We start from the raw sequence: 15,175 nt of genomic DNA, 5'->3' as shown, positions 1-15,175 counted from the left end.
CCCACTGGGCCTACGCTGAACACATGAGCAAGCAGACCGGCCGCCGCCACCACCTGGCGGGACTCACCGCATGGGACCGCTGCGCGGTGATGGGGGTCGTCAACGTGACCCCCGACTCCTTCTCCGACGGCGGTCGCTTCTTCGACACCACGGCCGCCATCAAGCGCGGCCTCGACCTGGTGGCCCAGGGCGCCGACCTCGTGGACGTCGGCGGCGAGTCCACCCGCCCCGGCGCCACTCGCGTCGACGAGGACGAGGAACTGCGCCGCGTGGTCCCCGTCGTGCGCGGCCTCGCCTCCGAGGGCGTCACGGTCTCCGTCGACACCATGCGCGCCTCGGTCGCAGCCCAGGCCCTCGCCTCCGGCGCCGCCCTCGTCAACGACGTCAGCGGCGGCCTGGCCGACCCCCGGATGATCCCGGTCGTCGCCGACGCCGGCGCCCCGTTCGTCGTCATGCACTGGCGCGGTCTCCTGGAGGCCGGCAACGTCAAGGGCGTCTACGCCGACGTCGTCACCGAGGTCGTCTACGAGCTGCGCGCACGCGTGGAGGCCGTCCTGGAGGGCGGCATCACCCCCGACCGCGTCATCGTCGACCCCGGCCTCGGCTTCTCCAAGAACGCCGAGCACGACCTCGTCCTCCTCGCCCACCTCGACCGCCTCCTCGGCCTCGGCCACCCCCTCCTCGTCGCCGCCTCCCGCAAACGCTTCCTCGGCCGCGTCCTCGCCGCCGGCCCCCAGGCCACCCCACCCCCCGCGCGGGAGCGCGACGCGGCCACCGCCGCAGTCTCCGCACTCGCCGCGCACGCCGGCGCATGGGCCGTCCGCGTGCACGAGGTCCGCGCCACGGCCGACGCCGTACGGGTCGCCCGCGCCGTCGAAGGAGCCCGGTGAACGCCCCGCACCTCGACGTCGAACAGGTCGAGTCCACCAACACCGCCTTCTACGAGGCGGTGGAACAGGGCGATTTCGAGAAGGTCTCCGCGTTCTGGCTCACCCCGTCCGACCTGGGCGTCGACGAGACGTACCACGACCCGGCCGACGCCGGCGTGGTCTCCTGCGTGCACCCCGGCTGGCCGGTGCTCACCGGCCGCGGCGAGGTCCTCCGCTCCTACGCCCTGATCATGGCGAACACCGACTACATCCAGTTCTTCCTCACCGACGTCCACGTCTCCGTCACCGGCGACACCGCCCTGGTCACCTGCACCGAGAACATCCTCAGCGGCGGCCCCGCCCCCGACGGCGACGAGGAGCTGGGCCCGCTCGTCGGCCAGCTCGTGGTCGCCACGAACACGTTCCGGCGTACGCCCGCCGGCTGGAAACTCTGGTCGCACCATGCCTCCCCCGTACTCGCGGAGACCGACGACGAGGAGAGCGAGGACACACCTTCCTGACCGGAAGGACCAAGAAGCGCAAGAAGTGGTTGGAATCACGGACCGCCGGGTATGGGCGGCTACCAACCCGTGATCCACCGGGGCCGCCAGGGAAAACGCCGGGTGAAACCTCCCGGCCCCCGCCCGGTCCCACACCCCCCGTGGCCCGGCACTGTCGGTGCTCGCGGGTAGATTCGACTGTGGCCGCCGTACCGCCCGCACGTGGTACGACCGGTCTTGACCGACGACTGCAGGAGTGATTCGCGTGGATCGTGTCGCGCTGCGCGGCCTCAAGGCCCGCGGGCACCACGGTGTGTTCCCCAAGGAACGCGAGGACGGCCAGACCTTCCTCGTGGACATCGTCCTGGGCCTGGACACCCGGCCGGCCGCGGCCGACGACGACCTGGCGAAGACCGTGCACTACGGCATCGTGGCCGAGGAGGTCGTGGCCGTCGTGGAGGGCGAGCCCGTCAACCTCGTCGAGACGCTCGCCGAGCGCATCGCCCAGGTCTGTCTGAAGCACGACGGGGTGCGGGAGGTCGAGGTCTGCGTCCACAAGCCGGACGCGCCGATCACCGTCCCCTTCGACGACGTGACCGTCACCATCATCCGGAGCCGTGTATGAGCGCCCCCTTCGCCAAGGGTTCCAGCGACCCGACCGTTCAGCCGGTGCCCGCCTCCGTCATCGAGCAGGTCGACGCCGCGGACACGACGCTGTCCAACCCCAAGCGCGCCGTGATCGCCCTCGGCGCCAACCTGGGCAACCGGCTGGAGACCCTCCAGGGCGCCATCGACGCCCTGGAGGACACCCCCGGCGTGCGCGTCAAAGGGGTGTCGCAGGTGTACGAGACGGAGCCGTGGGGCGTCGCGCCCGACAGCCAGCCGTCGTACTTCAACGCGGTCGTGGTCGTGAAGACCACCCTGCCCCCGTCCTCCCTGCTGGAGCGCGCGCACGCGGTCGAGGAGGCCTTCCACCGGGTCCGCGACGAGCACTGGGGCCCGCGCACCCTGGACGTCGACATCGTCGCCTACGCCGAGGTCGTCTCCGACGACCCGCAGCTCACCCTCCCCCACCCGCGCGCCCACGAGCGTGCCTTCGTGCTCGCCCCCTGGCTCGACGTGGACCCCGAGGCCCGGCTGCCCGGACGGGGCACGGTCGCCGACCTCCTGGACTCCGTCACCCGAGACGGTGTCGCGCCCCGCGCGGACCTGGAACTCCGGCTGCCCGAGTAGTCGTTAAGGTCGACGAGGTCACGACGACCGCTCAGGGGAACCGAAGGGACACCGGAACACCGTGAAAGAGCTGCGCATCAGGGTGCTGGCCGGCGTGTTCGTCGTCGCCGGTGTCCTGTCCTGGGCGGGCGCCCGCCTGTGGAACTCGGTGGGGACCCTGCCGAGCGTCCCCCTGGCCGCCCCGGTCGTCCTCGCCCTGATCGCGGTGATCCTGCTGGCCACGGCGCTGTCGATCCGCGCCCGGCTGAAGGCCCAGCGGGACCGCGTCCCCGACGCCAAGGGGGTCGACCCGATGATGGCGGCGCGCGCGGTCGTCTTCGCCCAGGCCAGCGCCCTGGTGGCCGCCCTCGTCGCCGGTATGTACGGCGGCACGGGCGTCTTCCTGCTGGAGTACCTGGACATCCCGGCCCGCCGCGACCAGTCCATCTACGCCGGACTCTCGGTGGTGGCGGGCGTCGGCGTCATAGCGGCCGCGGTCTTCATGGAGCGGGTCTGCAAGCTCCCGGAGGATGACGAAGACAACGGCACGGGGGCCACGCCGACGGTGTGACGTGTATGGCTTACCAGGGCTGACGGACCAGGTGTCCGTTGACCAGGAATCCGGGGTGTGGGTCGAGGCGGTAGCTGTAGAGGGTGAACGGCTTGTTCACGGTGGTCCGCAGCCGCACCTCGTGGACCTGGGTCCAGCAGGACTCTCGGAGTTGCAGGGGATGCCGCTCGGCTTTGAACGTGCCTGTTGGCCCCGATCAGGTAGCCCAGCTCATAACCCGGCTTGACGATCAACCTTGCGCGACACAACTTCCGCGCCTGTGCCCAGGCGAGCACGGTCCCTGTGGCATCCCTTGCGTGAACCCACCCATCGGGCGTACCCAGCATCTGGTCAGGTGCCACGGTGAACCTCACGTGATCGGTTACGACGTCCACTACTTCGCGAGCCCGGGCCGTGGTGACCGCCGCGACGGTGGTCTGGACTGTGCGCTCCCCATCCAACATCCACAGACGGCAACCCACTCGTACATTCCGCGCCTGTAAGCGCCCCTCGACAGCGTTCACCGTCTGCTTGCTGGGCAGCCCGTACCCCACCGCGATCCCCCCTTGATCAGCGATCAACTCACTGATCAAGGACGGTACCGGGCACCACTGACAATCGGGTCAGCGTGCCAATATCAGGCTCATTGCCTCGGCGCGGGTCGAAGCATCCCGAAGCTGACCGCGCACCGCCGACGTCGTGGTCTTGGCACCCGGCTTACGAACCCCACGCACTGACATGCACATGTGCTCGGCCTCGATGACGACGATCACGCCCCGGGCCTCGAGAATCCGCATGAGGGAGTCGGCGACCTGCGTGGTAAGTCTTTCCTGCACCTGCAGACGACGGGCGAAAACCTCGACCAGCCGCGCAAGCTTCGACAATCCTGTGATCTTGCCGCTCTCTGCTGGGATGTACCCAATGTGGGCTACACCATGAAACGGCAGCATGTGATGCTCGCACAAACTGACGATTTCAATGTCTTTCACCAGGACCATCTCGTCATGCCCGATGTCGAACGACGTCGTCAGTACGTCCTCGGGCTCCAGCTCATGTCCCGCCAGGAGTTCCCGATACGCCCGCGCCACCCGCGCCGGGGTCTCCCGCAGGCCCTCGCGGTCCGGGTCCTCACCGACCGCGATGAGCAGCTCGCGTACGGCGTTCTCGGCCCGCTTCTCGTCGAACTCGCCGATCTCGCCCTCGCCGTCCAACGTCACGGGGTCGGTCATCTGGTGCCTCGTTCCTGTGCTGTCCTGCGGTCGGCATAAGGATCGGCATAAGGAAATGCCGCACCCCCCAAGGCTAGAACCTGGGGGGCGCGGCATACATTCCGGGCCTGGTGGGGCCCACCGGGAGTGACCGGGTCAGCTCTCCGGGCGGTCCTCCGGGGCTCGTTCCGGTACCGGGTCGGGCTCCACCGTGGCGCTCTTGGTGGTGGAGATCGCCGCCGGCGCGCCGTTCGCTCCGTTCGTCAGGGCCAGCTCCTTGGGGGAGAGCACCGGCGGACGGGTCGAGGGCGTACGGCGTGAGGAACCGGTCCAGGCGGGCCGGGCCGGGCGCCTGACGATCTGCGAGAAGACCTCGGCGATCTCCTCCTTGCCCAGCGTCTCCTTCTCCAGCAGGGCGAGAACGAGGTTGTCGAGGACGTCTCGGTTCTCGACCAGGATCTCCCAGGCCTCGTTGTGCGCCGTCTCGATGAGCTTCTTGACCTCCTCGTCGACCAGCGCGGCGACCTCTTCCGAGTAGTCGCGCTGGTGACCCATCTCACGCCCGAGGAACGGCTCGCTGTTGTCACCGCCGAACTTGATGGCACCGAGGCGCTCGGTCATGCCGTACTGCGTGACCATGGCACGGGCCACACTGGTGGCCTTCTCGATGTCGTTGGCGGCGCCCGTCGTCGGGTCGTGGAAGACCAGTTCCTCGGCCGCGCGGCCGCCCAGCATGTAGGCGAGCTGGTCCAGCATCTCGTTGCGCGTGGTCGAGTACTTGTCCTCGTCCGGGAGCACCATCGTGTAACCGAGGGCCCGGCCTCTCGACAGGATCGTGATCTTGTGGACCGGGTCGGAGTTCGGCGAGGCCGCCGCGACCAGGGCGTGTCCGCCCTCGTGGTACGCGGTGATCTTCTTCTCCTTGTCCGACATGATCCGGGTCCGCTTCTGCGGGCCCGCGACCACACGGTCGATCGCCTCGTCCAGCATCTGGTTGTCGACCAGCTTCTTGTCGCTGCGGGCCGTCAGCAGGGCGGCCTCGTTCAGCACGTTGGCCAGGTCGGCGCCGGTCATGCCGGGCGTACGGCGGGCGACGGCCGACAGGTCGACGTCCGGCGCGACCGGCTTGCCCTTCTGGTGGACCTTGAGGATCTCCAGCCGGCCCTGCATGTCCGGGCGGTCGACGGCGATCTGCCGGTCGAAGCGGCCGGGGCGCAGCAGCGCCGGGTCGAGGATGTCGGGCCGGTTGGTGGCGGCGATGAGGATCACGCCGCCCTTCACGTCGAAGCCGTCCATCTCGACGAGCAGCTGGTTCAGGGTCTGCTCGCGCTCGTCGTGACCACCGCCGAGGCCGGCGCCGCGATGGCGGCCGACCGCGTCGATCTCGTCGACGAAGACGATCGCGGGAGCGTTCGCCTTGGCCTGCTCGAACAGGTCACGGACCCGGGAGGCGCCGACACCGACGAACATCTCGACGAAGTCGGAACCGGAGATCGAGTAGAACGGCACGCCCGCCTCGCCCGCGACGGCACGCGCGAGCAGCGTCTTGCCGGTGCCGGGCGGGCCGTACAGCAGCACGCCCTTCGGGATCTTGGCGCCGACGGCCTGGAACTTGGCCGGCTCCTGGAGGAACTCCTTGATCTCGTGGAGCTCCTCGACGGCCTCGTCCGAACCGGCGACGTCCGAGAACGTCGTCTTGGGGGTGTCCTTGGTGATGAGCTTGGCCTTGGACTTGCCGAAGTTCATCACGCGGCTGCCGCCGCCCTGCATCTGATTCATCAGGAACAGGAAGACGACCACGATCAGGACGAACGGGAGCAGGGAGAGCAGAATGCCGACGAACGGGTTCTGCTTCGACGGCGACACCGTGTAGCCGTCGGAGATCTGCTTGTCCTGGTACTTGTTCTGCAAGGAATTGGCGATGTCGACGCCCTGGTCGCCGATGTAGCTCGCCTGGATCTTGGAGCTGCCCTCGATCTTTTCGCCGTCCTTGAGCTGGACCTTGATGGTCTGCTCGTCGCCGGTGGTCAGCTTGGCCGACTCGACCCTGTTGTCGTTGATCGCCTGGACGACCTGGCCCGTGTCCACCGTCTTGTAGCCGCCGGACGAGCCTACGACCTGCATCAACACGACCACGGCAAGGACGGCCAGCACGATCCACATGATTGGCCCACGGAAGTATCGCTTCACGTCCATCCACACGGAGCGGTGTCGCCCCGTCCCTCCTGCCATAGTGAGTTTGATAAGACAGTTCTTCTGACGGTACCCCAGCGCGACGGCCCTCAGCCGCACGGGACCGCTGGCGTCCCGTCTGCATCCTCCAACGGCGCGGAGGCCTCCGGGGTTCCCGGTAGCCCCCCAATCGCCGTGCGGCCCGCCACAGGGGCGGGTCAGCCGCCGTAGACGTGCGGCGCGAGCGTACCGACGAACGGGAGGTTGCGGTACTTCTCGGCGTAATCGAGGCCATAGCCCACGACGAACTCGTTGGGGATGTCGAAGCCGACCCATTCCACGTCGATGGCGACCTTCGCCGCGTCCGGCTTGCGCAGCAGCGTGCACACCTTGAGGGAGGCGGGCTCGCGCGAGCCGAGGTTGGAGATCAGCCAGGACAGGGTCAGGCCGGAGTCGATGATGTCCTCGACGATCAGGACGTGCCTGCCCTTGATGTCGGTGTCGAGGTCCTTGAGGATCCGCACCACGCCGGAGGACTGGGTGCCCGCGCCGTACGAGGACACCGCCATCCAGTCCATGGTGACGGGGGTGGACAGCGACCGGGCGAGGTCGGCCATGACCATCACGGCGCCCTTGAGTACGCCGACGATGAGCAGGTCCTTGCCCGCGTACTCCGCGTCGATCTTCGCGGCCAGCTCGGCCAGCTTCGCGTCGATCTCTTCCTTGGTGATGAGTACCTTCTCGAGGTCGGCACCCATGTCGTTCGCGTCCACCCGCATCACTTTCGGTCGTCCCACCGGCCGGATTCAGCCTTGCCGAATCACCAGTCTGCCACCCTGCCGCTGGGCGACGACTTTGCCGGGGAGGTTGATGGCCCCCTGACCGCGCCAGCCGGTGATCAGCCGGTCGACTTCCTCGATGTGGCGGGCGAACAGCGCACCGGCGGGGGCACCGGCCGCGATGGCGGCGCGGCGCAGGATCCGGCGGCGTACGGCGGGCGGCAGGGCGTAGAGCTTGGCGCACTCCAGCACGCCCGTGGCGTCGCGGACGCCCTCCTCGGCCTGGCGGGCCCAGGTGTCGAGGGCGTCGGCGTCGTCCCGGGAGAGCTGGGCGGTGCGGGCGAGGGCCTCGACGACGCCCTTGCCGAGGGCCTTCTCCAGGGCGGGCAGGCCCTCGTGGCGCAGCCGGGAGCGGGTGTACGCCGGGTCGGCGTTGTGCGGGTCGTCCCAGACCGGCAGGGACTGGACCATGCAGGCCTTGCGGGCGGTCTGCCGGTCGACCTGGAGGAAGGGGCGCCGGTAACGGCCGTCGGCCCCCGAGACCGCGGCCATGCCCGACAGGGAGCGGATGCCGGAGCCGCGGGCGAGGCCCAGCAGGACGGTCTCGGCCTGGTCGTCGCGGGTGTGGCCGAGCAGGACGGCGGCGGCGCCGTGGCGGGCCGCGGCGGCGTCCAGGGCGGCGTAGCGGGCGTGGCGGGCGGCGGCTTCGGGGCCGCCCGCGCGGCCGACGCTGACGGCGGTGGCCTCGACGGGGTCCAGGCCCAGTTCGCGCAGGCGCAGGACGACCTCTTCGGCGCGCAGGTCGGAGCCGTTCTGCAGGCCGTGGTCGACGGTGACGCCGCCGGCCCGGATGCCGAGCCGGGGGGCTTCGAAGGCGAGGGCGGAGGCGAGCGCCATGGAGTCGGCGCCGCCGGAGCAGGCCACGAGCACGAGCGGTGACGGCGGCCGCTCGGGCGTCGGTCCGGCGGCCGTCGCGGCGGGGACGCCGGCCGTGGTCTTCAGTTCGGTGAGGATGTCGTGCAGGACGCGGCGGACCGCCAGGCGTATCGCCGCGACCGCAGGATGGGGACCCATGTCCGGTGCCCTTCATGAAGTTTTCGGGGGTGAGCCCGGAGTTCTGTCACGCAGAGTGTGTAGATGGTGACAGAAACGGGCCGTTCCCCGAGCATCGCACGCCTGTCGAGGGCCCACGGTCCCTCGGACGGGTGATTGGAGGGTCGTTCGCCTGCCGTCGGCCGGAATCGTTCACGCCGCGTCCGGGGGGCTCACGACTCCGGCTTGCGGTGCACCCGCGCGATCCAGTCCGCCGGTTTGGCGATCTCCGACTTGGTGGGGAGGGTGTTGGGCGAGGTCCAGACGCGGTTGAAGCCGTCCATTCCGCACTCGTCGACGACGGCCCGTACGAAGCGTTCGCCGTCCCGGTACTGGCGGAGTTTGGCGTCCAGGCCGAGCAGCTTGCGCAGCGCCAGGTCGAGGCGGGAGGCGCCCTTGGCGCGGCGCTGCTGGAACTTCTCGCGGATCTCCCCGACGCTCGGCACGACCGCCGGGCCGACCCCGTCCATCACGAAGTCGGCGTGGCCCTCCAGCAGGGACATCACGGCGGTGAGGCGGCCGAGGACCTCCCGCTGGGCCGGGGTCTGCACCAGCTCCACCAGCGAGCGGCCGCTGTCGTCCTCCTCCCCCTCGGGGCGGCCCCCGGCGAGGGTCTGGGCGGCCTCGCGGACCCGCTCCAGGACGGTCATGGGATCGACGTCGGTCTCCGCGAGGAACGACTGGATTTCGCCCTCCAGGTGGTCGCGCAGCCAGGGCACGGCCGTGAACTGGGTGCGGTGCGTCTCCTCGTGCAGGCACACCCACAGGCGGAAGTCGTGCGGGTGGACGTCGAGTTCGCGTTCGACGTGCACGATGTTCGGCGCGACAAGGAGCAGCCGGCCGCCGCCGTCGGCACCGGCGGGGAGTTCCCGGGTGGCCGGGGCGAAGGTCTCGTACTGGCCGAGGACGCGGGAGGACAGGAACGACAGCAGCATGCCCAGTTCCACACCGGTGACCTTGCCGCCGACGGCGCCGAGGACCGCGTTGCCGGCGCCGTCGCCGCGCCGCTCCTGCAGCTTCTCCAGGAGGGGTTTGAGGATCTCCCGGAACCCGGCGACGTTCGCCCGGACCCAGCCGGGGCGGTCGACGACCAGGACGGGGGTGTCGTGGATCTCCTCGGTGGCCATCCGGGTGTAGCCCCGGACGTGTTCCTCGGAGACCTTGGCATGGCGGCGGAGTTCCGCGACGACCGCCCTGGCCTCGTCGCGGCTCACCTCGGGGCCCGGCCGTACGAGCCGGGTCGCGGTCGCCACCGCGAGGTTCCAGTCGACCATGCCGGAATTTGCGCCGATGCTCGTCATGCGTCAACGGTACGGGAGCGCCGCCGCTGGGGGCAGGCTGTGCGAGGCGCAGGGGTGGGAGCCGGGTGTGGGAGCCCGGGTTACGCGCAGCCGCAGGACGCCAGGCTCGTCGCCGCCCGGTCCAGGGTCGACTGGGCCGCCGCGGGGTCGGACGTCCCGTGGGCCATGAAGGCGAAGCCCAGGAGGCGGCCGTCGGCGGTGACGACCGTGCCGGCGAGGGTGTTCACGCCCGTCAGCGTGCCCGTCTTGGCGCGGACGACCCCCGCTGCGCCGTCCGTGTAGCGACTGCTCAGGGTGCCGGTGAATCCGGCCACGGGGAGGCCGGTGAGGACCGGGCGGAGCTGGGGGCGGGCCGGGTCGGCCGCCTTGGCCAGCAGGGCGGTGAGCAGGTCCGCGCTGACCACGTCGGTGCGGTCCAGACCGCTGCCGTCGCGGAGCGCGGCGCCGCCCACCGGCAGCCCGAGCCGCTTCAGCCGGTCCTTCATGGCGGCGGACGCCCCGTCGAAGTCGGCGGGCCTGCCGCTCGCCACGGCGGTGTGGCGGGCCAGGGCCTCGGCGAGGTCGTTGTCGCTGTTCGTCAGCATCCGCTCGACCAGGGCGGACAGCGGCGGCGAGGACACCGTGGCGAGGGTGTCGGCGCGGTCGGTGGCCTTGGAGGGGCCGGGGGCCGACGCGGTGATGCCGTGCTGCTTCAGGAAACCGGCGAAGGCGCGGGCGGCGTGCGCGGCCGGGTCGGGCTCGCGCGGGGCGGGGCCGCTGGTGGAGTCGTCCGTCCGGGCCTCGTCGGCCATCAGGGCGGTGACGCGGGCGAGGTTCTCGTTGACCCCGATCGGGTGCACTTCCCGGCCGGCGTAGAGCGTCGTGTCGTACGACAGCGTCACCTTGCGCAGGTCCCGCTTCTTCAGGGCGGCGGCGGTCTTCTCGGCCAGGGTGCGCAGGCTCGCGAGGCCCTTGGCGTCCGCACGCGCGGTGAGCGTCGGGTCGCCGCCGCCGACCAGGACGAGTTCGCCGGTGTCGGTCTCCAGGGCGGTGCGGGTGGTGAGGCGGTGGTCGGGGCCGAGGGCGGTGAGCGCGGCCACCGCGGTGGCGATCTTGGTGGTGGAGGCGGGCGTGAGGGGCGCGTCGCCGCCGAGGCCGTACAGGCGCTTGCCCGTGGTGAGGTCGACGACCGACGCGGCGCGGTCGGTGCCGAGCGCCGGGTCGTCGAGGAGCGGCCCGAGCAGGTCCGCGAGGGCCTCGCCGCGCGGGGCCGCCTTGACGCCGCCCGGGGTGGTGGCGCCGCCGAGGCCGGCCAGCACGGACCCGGCGCTGGGCGCGGGACGGGGTGTCCCGGCCGCGGTGCCGGAGCTGCCGGACCCGCCATCGTGATCTGCGCCACCCGTGCGCTCCAGTGCGACGGCCCGGTCCCGCTCGGCCGTACGCTGACCCGTGGAGTCCCAGGGGCCGGCGGCGGTCACCACACCGGCGGCGAGAGCCAGTCCGGCGGTGGCGGCACCGGCGGTGTACTGCCAGGTCTTCGGCCTCGTGATCTTGGCGAGCCGCGGTCCCGTGGCCCGCGTGAACCGCGCGATCCGCGGTCCGGCGGCCCGGACGAGGCGCGCCAGACGGGGTCGTACGGCGCCCGCGGCCCGCACCAGGTGCGGCCTCGCGGACCGCCAAGGCCTCAGCTCTGGCACCATCACCAGCCCCTTTCGCGATCACACACCGGCGTGAGGGACACTTAACCACCAGAACTATGTACTGATCATGGAGGAGCGTCCGGTGGAGTTCGACGTCACGATCGAGATCCCGAAGGGTTCGCGGAACAAGTACGAGGTGGACCACGAGACCGGTCGTATCCGCCTGGACCGCCGCCTCTTCACCTCGACCGCCTACCCGACCGACTACGGCTTCGTCGAGAACACCCTCGGCGAGGACGGCGACCCGCTGGACGCGCTGGTCATCCTGGACGAGCCGACCTTCCCGGGCTGCCTCATCCGGTGCCGCGCGATCGGCATGTTCCGGATGACGGACGAGGCCGGCGGCGACGACAAGCTGCTGTGCGTGCCGTCGACGGACCCGCGCGTGGAGCACCTGCGGGACATCCACCACGTGTCGGAGTTCGACCGCCTGGAGATCCAGCACTTCTTCGAGGTCTACAAGGACCTGGAGCCCGGCAAGTCCGTCGAGGGCGCCGACTGGGTGGGCCGGACCGACGCCGAGATCGAGATCGAGCGGTCCTACAAGCGCTTCAAGGAGCAGGGCGGCCACTGAGCAGCCCCCCTCCCGTAACGGGCCGCACGCCACCCGCGTGCGGCCCGTTCGCGTGCGAGTGCGCATACTGAGATCAACAGGAGGGTGAGTTCGTACCAGGGAGCGTTGCGCAGGTGACCGAGGCGGAGGACCGCAAGCCGCAGTCGGACGAGGCACACAGTGCCTTCCGGCAGCCGGGCGGGATCGCTGCGTCGATCGACGGCGAGTCGTCGACGACGTCCGAGTTCGAGATCCCGCGGGGACTGGCCGTCCCGCGGCACACCGGAACGGAGTCCGAGACGACCTCGGAGTTCTCGCTGCCGGACGGCATGGAGGCGCCCCCGGCCACGCCCGCGGACGCCGAGGGGTCGGCGTTCACGACGCCGAGCACGTACCACGCGTGGACCGCGCCGACCGCGTTCACCCCGGCGAGCGGCTTCCCGGCGGTGAGCCTGACGGACGTGCCCTGGCAGGACCGGATGCGGGCCATGCTGCGCATGCCGGTGGCCGAGCGGCCCGCGCCCGAGCCGTCGCAGAAGCACGACGACGAGACCGGCCCCGCCGTGCCGCGCGTGCTCGACCTGACGCTGCGTATCGGGGAGCTGCTGCTGGCGGGCGGTGAGGGCGCCGAGGACGTGGAGGCGGCGATGTTCGCCGTCTGCCGGTCCTACGGCCTGGACCGCTGCGAGCCGAACGTCACCTTCACCCTGCTATCGATCTCCCACCAGCCGTCCCTGGTCGAGGACCCGGTGACGGCGTCGCGGACGGTACGCCGCCGCGGCACCGACTACACCCGGCTCGCGGCCGTGTTCCAGCTGGTGGACGACCTCAGCGACCCCGACACGCACATCTCGCTGGAGGAGGCCTACCGGCGCCTCGCGGAGATCCGTCGCAACCGGCACCCGTACCCCACCTGGGTACTGAGCACGGCGAGCGGTCTGCTCGCGGGCGGCGCCTCGTTGCTCGTCGGCGGTGACGTGATCGTGTTCTTCGCGGCGATGATCGGCGCGATTCTCGGTGACCGGCTGGCGTGGCTGTGCGCGGGGCGCGGGCTGCCGGAGTTCTACCAGTTCGCGGTGGCCGCGATGCCGCCGGCCGCGATCGGCATCGCGCTGACGCTGGTCCACGTCGATGTGAAGGCGTCCGCGGTGATCACCGGTGGGCTGTTCGCGCTGCTGCCGGGGCGGGCGCTGGTCGCGGGGGTGCAGGACGGTCTGACCGGCTTCTACATCACCGCCGCGGCGCGTCTGCTGGAGGTCATGTACTTCTTCGTCAGCATCGTCGCCGGGGTGCTGGTGGTCCTGTACTTCGGCGTCCAGCTCGGCGCCAACCTGAACCCGGACGCCGAGCTGGGCTCGGGCGACGAACCGTTCGTGCAGATCTTCGCCTCGATGCTGCTGTCGCTGGCCTTCGCGATCCTGCTCCAGCAGGAACGATCCACCGTCCTTGCGGTGACCCTGAACGGCGGCGTCGCCTGGTGTGTGTACGGCGCCATGCACTACGCCGGCGGCATCTCGCCGGTGGCCTCCACGGCCGCCGCGGCGGGGCTCGTGGGTCTGTTCGGGCAGCTGATGTCCCGGTACCGGTTCGCGTCGGCGCTGCCGTACACGACCGCGGCGATCGGGCCGCTGCTGCCCGGTTCCGCGACGTACTTCGGACTGCTGGCGATCGCCCAGAGCGAGGTCGACGAGGGGCTGCTGTCGCTGTCCAAGGCGGTGGCGCTGGCGATGGCCATCGCGATCGGGGTGAACCTCGGTGGGGAGATCTCGCGGTTGTTCTTGAAGGTGCCGGGCGCGGCTAGCGCCGCGGGACGCCGGGCGGCTAAGCGGACGCGTGGGTTCTGACGCAGGGCGCCTACGGGGTCGGGTGGTGCGGTTCGCTTGCGGGCGCGGGTGCGCTGTGGCTTGTCGCGCCCACGCGGCGGAGCCGCATATCAGATACAGCCCCGCGCCCCTGGGTGGGTTCAGCGGCCCTGGTTGTACGGGTACTGGTCGTTGTAGTTCTGGGGGTACTGCTGGGCGTACGGCTGTTGGGGCTGCTGGTACGGGTCTACTCGGCGGAGCTGGGTCGTGGCGTCGTCCATGACCGGGTGCTGGGGGTGCTGGGGCGGCGTGGGTGTGGTTGCCGCGGCGTGCTTCTTCTTCTTGCGTTCGCGCAGGTACTCGATGGCGATCGGGACGACCGAGACGACGACGATCAGGACGAGGATCGGCTCGACGTTGGTGCGGATGAACTCGATCTGGCCGAGCCAGTAGCCCGCGAGGGTGACGCCGCTGCCCCAGGCCACGCCGCCGATGATGTTGTACGTGAGGAACGTGCGGTACTTCATGCGGCCGGCGCCCGCCACGATGGGCGCGAAGGTGCGCACGATCGGCACGAAGCGGGCCAGGACGATCGCCTTGGGGCCGTACTTCTCCATGAACTCGTGCGCTTTCTCCAGGTTCTCCTGTTTGAAGAGCTTGGAGTTGGGGCGGCTGAAGAGCTTGGGTCCGAAGAACTTGCCGATCATGTAGCCGACCTGGTCGCCGATGACTGCGGCCAGCACGATCAGGGTGCACACCAGCCACAGCGGCTGGCTGATGTACTCGCCCTGGGCGACGAAGAGACCCGCGGTGAACAGCAGGGAGTCGCCGGGGAGGAACGCGAAGAGTCCCGACTCGGCGAAGACGATGAGCAGGATGCCCGGCAGGCTGAACGTCTCGATCAGGTAGTCCGGGCTGAGCCACTCGGGGCCGAGCGCAAGGGTGGTCACGGGATTGTGGCTCCTGCTGCTGGGGGGAGGCGGGTTGGACCTGGCTGCCCAAACGTACAACGCAGCCGCGGTGTCCCAGGTTCCACCGGGGTCCTCGGGGTGCACTGTGGAGTTTCCCGGGGAAGCCTGAGAACCATGGGTATTGAAGAATACGGCGGTGGACAGAGCCCGCAGTCCGATGTGCTCGTCGTGACCACGAACGACCTGCCGGGCCACCGGGTCCAGGAGGTGCTCGGCGAGGTCTTCGGGCTGACCGTGCGCTCCCGGCACCTGGGGAGCCAGATCGGTGCCGGGCTGAAGTCGATGGTCGGCGGTGAGCTGCGCGGACTCACCAAGACGCTGGTCGAGACCCGCAACCAGGCGATGGAGCGGCTCGTCGAGCAGGCACGCGCGCGTGGCGCCAACGCGGTGCTGGCCTTCCGCTTCGATGTCACGGAGGCGGCGGACGTCGGTACCGAGGTGTGCGCGTACGGGACGGCGGTGGGGGGGGGGGGGCGCGGGGGGGGCG

The 15,175-nt window shown here is 70.5% G+C and carries 15 protein-coding genes; 8 read left to right on the top strand and 7 right to left on the bottom strand.

Annotated features, from left to right (window positions below; all coding sequences use genetic code 11):
* Positions 1–23: 23 nt before the first annotated feature.
* From folP to ACFWR9_RS02605, 5 genes are all read left to right on the top strand, one after another.
* Positions 24–890, top strand: coding sequence for a dihydropteroate synthase (folP, locus tag ACFWR9_RS02625; RefSeq protein ID WP_383834354.1), 867 nt, complete (start codon positions 24–26; stop codon positions 888–890).
* Positions 887–1,390 carry a nuclear transport factor 2 family protein gene (locus ACFWR9_RS02620; protein WP_383834351.1) on the top strand — a complete coding sequence of 168 codons (504 nt, stop codon included), beginning with the start codon at positions 887–889 and terminating at the stop codon, positions 1,388–1,390. Before folP ends, ACFWR9_RS02620 begins: the two co-directional genes overlap by 4 nt.
* A 244-nt stretch (positions 1,391–1,634) precedes the next feature.
* The gene (folB, locus tag ACFWR9_RS02615) at positions 1,635–1,994 is read left to right on the top strand and encodes a dihydroneopterin aldolase (protein ID WP_064729103.1); all 360 of its coding nucleotides are present in this window, start codon (positions 1,635–1,637) and stop codon (positions 1,992–1,994) included.
* A complete protein-coding gene (folK, locus tag ACFWR9_RS02610; RefSeq protein WP_383834348.1) occupies positions 1,991–2,602 on the top strand; it encodes a 2-amino-4-hydroxy-6-hydroxymethyldihydropteridine diphosphokinase in 612 nt (203 codons plus the stop codon). The genes folB and folK overlap by 4 nt, the downstream gene beginning before the upstream one ends.
* Positions 2,603–2,663: 61 nt before the next feature.
* Complete coding sequence (locus ACFWR9_RS02605; RefSeq protein ID WP_383834345.1) at positions 2,664–3,152, top strand: DUF3180 domain-containing protein; 489 nt, start codon at positions 2,664–2,666, stop codon at positions 3,150–3,152.
* A 602-nt stretch (positions 3,153–3,754) separates the two neighbouring features.
* Here ACFWR9_RS02605 and folE read toward each other — a convergent pair.
* The 6 genes from folE to dacB form a co-directional block, all read right to left on the bottom strand.
* Positions 3,755–4,360 carry a GTP cyclohydrolase I FolE gene (folE, locus tag ACFWR9_RS02600; protein ID WP_383834342.1) on the bottom strand — a complete coding sequence of 202 codons (606 nt, stop codon included), beginning with the start codon at positions 4,358–4,360 and terminating at the stop codon, positions 3,755–3,757.
* Positions 4,361–4,495: 135 nt separating this feature from the next.
* Positions 4,496–6,535 (bottom strand): ATP-dependent zinc metalloprotease FtsH, encoded by a 2,040-nt coding sequence (gene ftsH, locus ACFWR9_RS02595; protein WP_383834338.1) that lies wholly within the window; start codon positions 6,533–6,535, stop codon positions 4,496–4,498.
* A 194-nt stretch (positions 6,536–6,729) separates the two neighbouring features.
* Complete coding sequence (hpt, locus tag ACFWR9_RS02590) at positions 6,730–7,290, bottom strand: hypoxanthine phosphoribosyltransferase (RefSeq protein WP_059301661.1); 561 nt, start codon at positions 7,288–7,290, stop codon at positions 6,730–6,732.
* Positions 7,291–7,317: 27 nt separating this feature from the next.
* Entirely contained in the window at positions 7,318–8,364 is a 1,047-nt protein-coding gene (gene tilS, locus ACFWR9_RS02585) for a tRNA lysidine(34) synthetase TilS (protein WP_383834334.1), read from the bottom strand.
* 191 nt (positions 8,365–8,555) lie between these two features.
* The gene (locus ACFWR9_RS02580; RefSeq protein ID WP_383834331.1) at positions 8,556–9,683 is read right to left on the bottom strand and encodes a zinc-dependent metalloprotease; all 1,128 of its coding nucleotides are present in this window, start codon (positions 9,681–9,683) and stop codon (positions 8,556–8,558) included.
* Between the two features lie 80 nt (positions 9,684–9,763).
* The gene (dacB, locus tag ACFWR9_RS02575; RefSeq protein ID WP_383834328.1) at positions 9,764–11,362 is read right to left on the bottom strand and encodes a D-alanyl-D-alanine carboxypeptidase/D-alanyl-D-alanine-endopeptidase; all 1,599 of its coding nucleotides are present in this window, start codon (positions 11,360–11,362) and stop codon (positions 9,764–9,766) included.
* Between the two features lie 82 nt (positions 11,363–11,444).
* Between dacB and ACFWR9_RS02570 the strand changes: the two genes are divergently transcribed.
* Positions 11,445–11,936: an inorganic diphosphatase gene (locus ACFWR9_RS02570; protein WP_383834549.1), complete on the top strand. Its 492-nt coding sequence runs from the start codon at positions 11,445–11,447 to the stop codon at positions 11,934–11,936.
* 113 nt (positions 11,937–12,049) lie between these two features.
* A complete protein-coding gene (locus tag ACFWR9_RS02565) occupies positions 12,050–13,759 on the top strand; it encodes a threonine/serine exporter ThrE family protein (RefSeq protein WP_383834325.1) in 1,710 nt (569 codons plus the stop codon).
* Positions 13,760–13,878: 119 nt separating this feature from the next.
* On the opposite strand, the gene ACFWR9_RS02560 is transcribed toward ACFWR9_RS02565, so the two are convergent.
* Positions 13,879–14,667 carry a DedA family protein gene (locus ACFWR9_RS02560; RefSeq protein WP_383834323.1) on the bottom strand — a complete coding sequence of 263 codons (789 nt, stop codon included), beginning with the start codon at positions 14,665–14,667 and terminating at the stop codon, positions 13,879–13,881.
* Positions 14,668–14,802: 135 nt separating this feature from the next.
* Between ACFWR9_RS02560 and ACFWR9_RS02555 the strand changes: the two genes are divergently transcribed.
* Positions 14,803–15,175: YbjQ family protein (locus ACFWR9_RS02555; protein ID WP_383834320.1), on the top strand; the 373-nt coding region annotated here is incomplete at its 3' end.

The organism is Streptomyces sp. NPDC058534 (genome assembly GCF_042717365.1).
Taxonomy (GTDB): Bacteria; Actinomycetota; Actinomycetes; order Streptomycetales; family Streptomycetaceae; genus Streptomyces.
This window is presented reverse-complemented; position numbering and strand designations above follow the sequence as displayed.

Excerpts from the sequence above, each read along its gene's own strand:
- folP (WP_383834354.1), top strand. The coding sequence starts at position 24 with ATGAGCAAGCAGACCGGCCGCCGCCACCACCTGGCGGGACTCACCGCA.
- folK (WP_383834348.1), top strand. The coding sequence starts at position 1,991 with ATGAGCGCCCCCTTCGCCAAGGGTTCCAGCGACCCGACCGTTCAGCCG.
- dacB (WP_383834328.1), bottom strand. The coding sequence starts at position 11,362 with ATGGTGCCAGAGCTGAGGCCTTGGCGGTCCGCGAGGCCGCACCTGGTG.
- tilS (WP_383834334.1), bottom strand. The coding sequence starts at position 8,364 with ATGGGTCCCCATCCTGCGGTCGCGGCGATACGCCTGGCGGTCCGCCGC.
- ACFWR9_RS02580 (WP_383834331.1), bottom strand. The coding sequence starts at position 9,683 with ATGACGAGCATCGGCGCAAATTCCGGCATGGTCGACTGGAACCTCGCG.
- folE (WP_383834342.1), bottom strand. The coding sequence starts at position 4,360 with ATGACCGACCCCGTGACGTTGGACGGCGAGGGCGAGATCGGCGAGTTC.
- hpt (WP_059301661.1), bottom strand. The coding sequence starts at position 7,290 with ATGCGGGTGGACGCGAACGACATGGGTGCCGACCTCGAGAAGGTACTC.
- ftsH (WP_383834338.1), bottom strand. The coding sequence starts at position 6,535 with ATGGACGTGAAGCGATACTTCCGTGGGCCAATCATGTGGATCGTGCTG.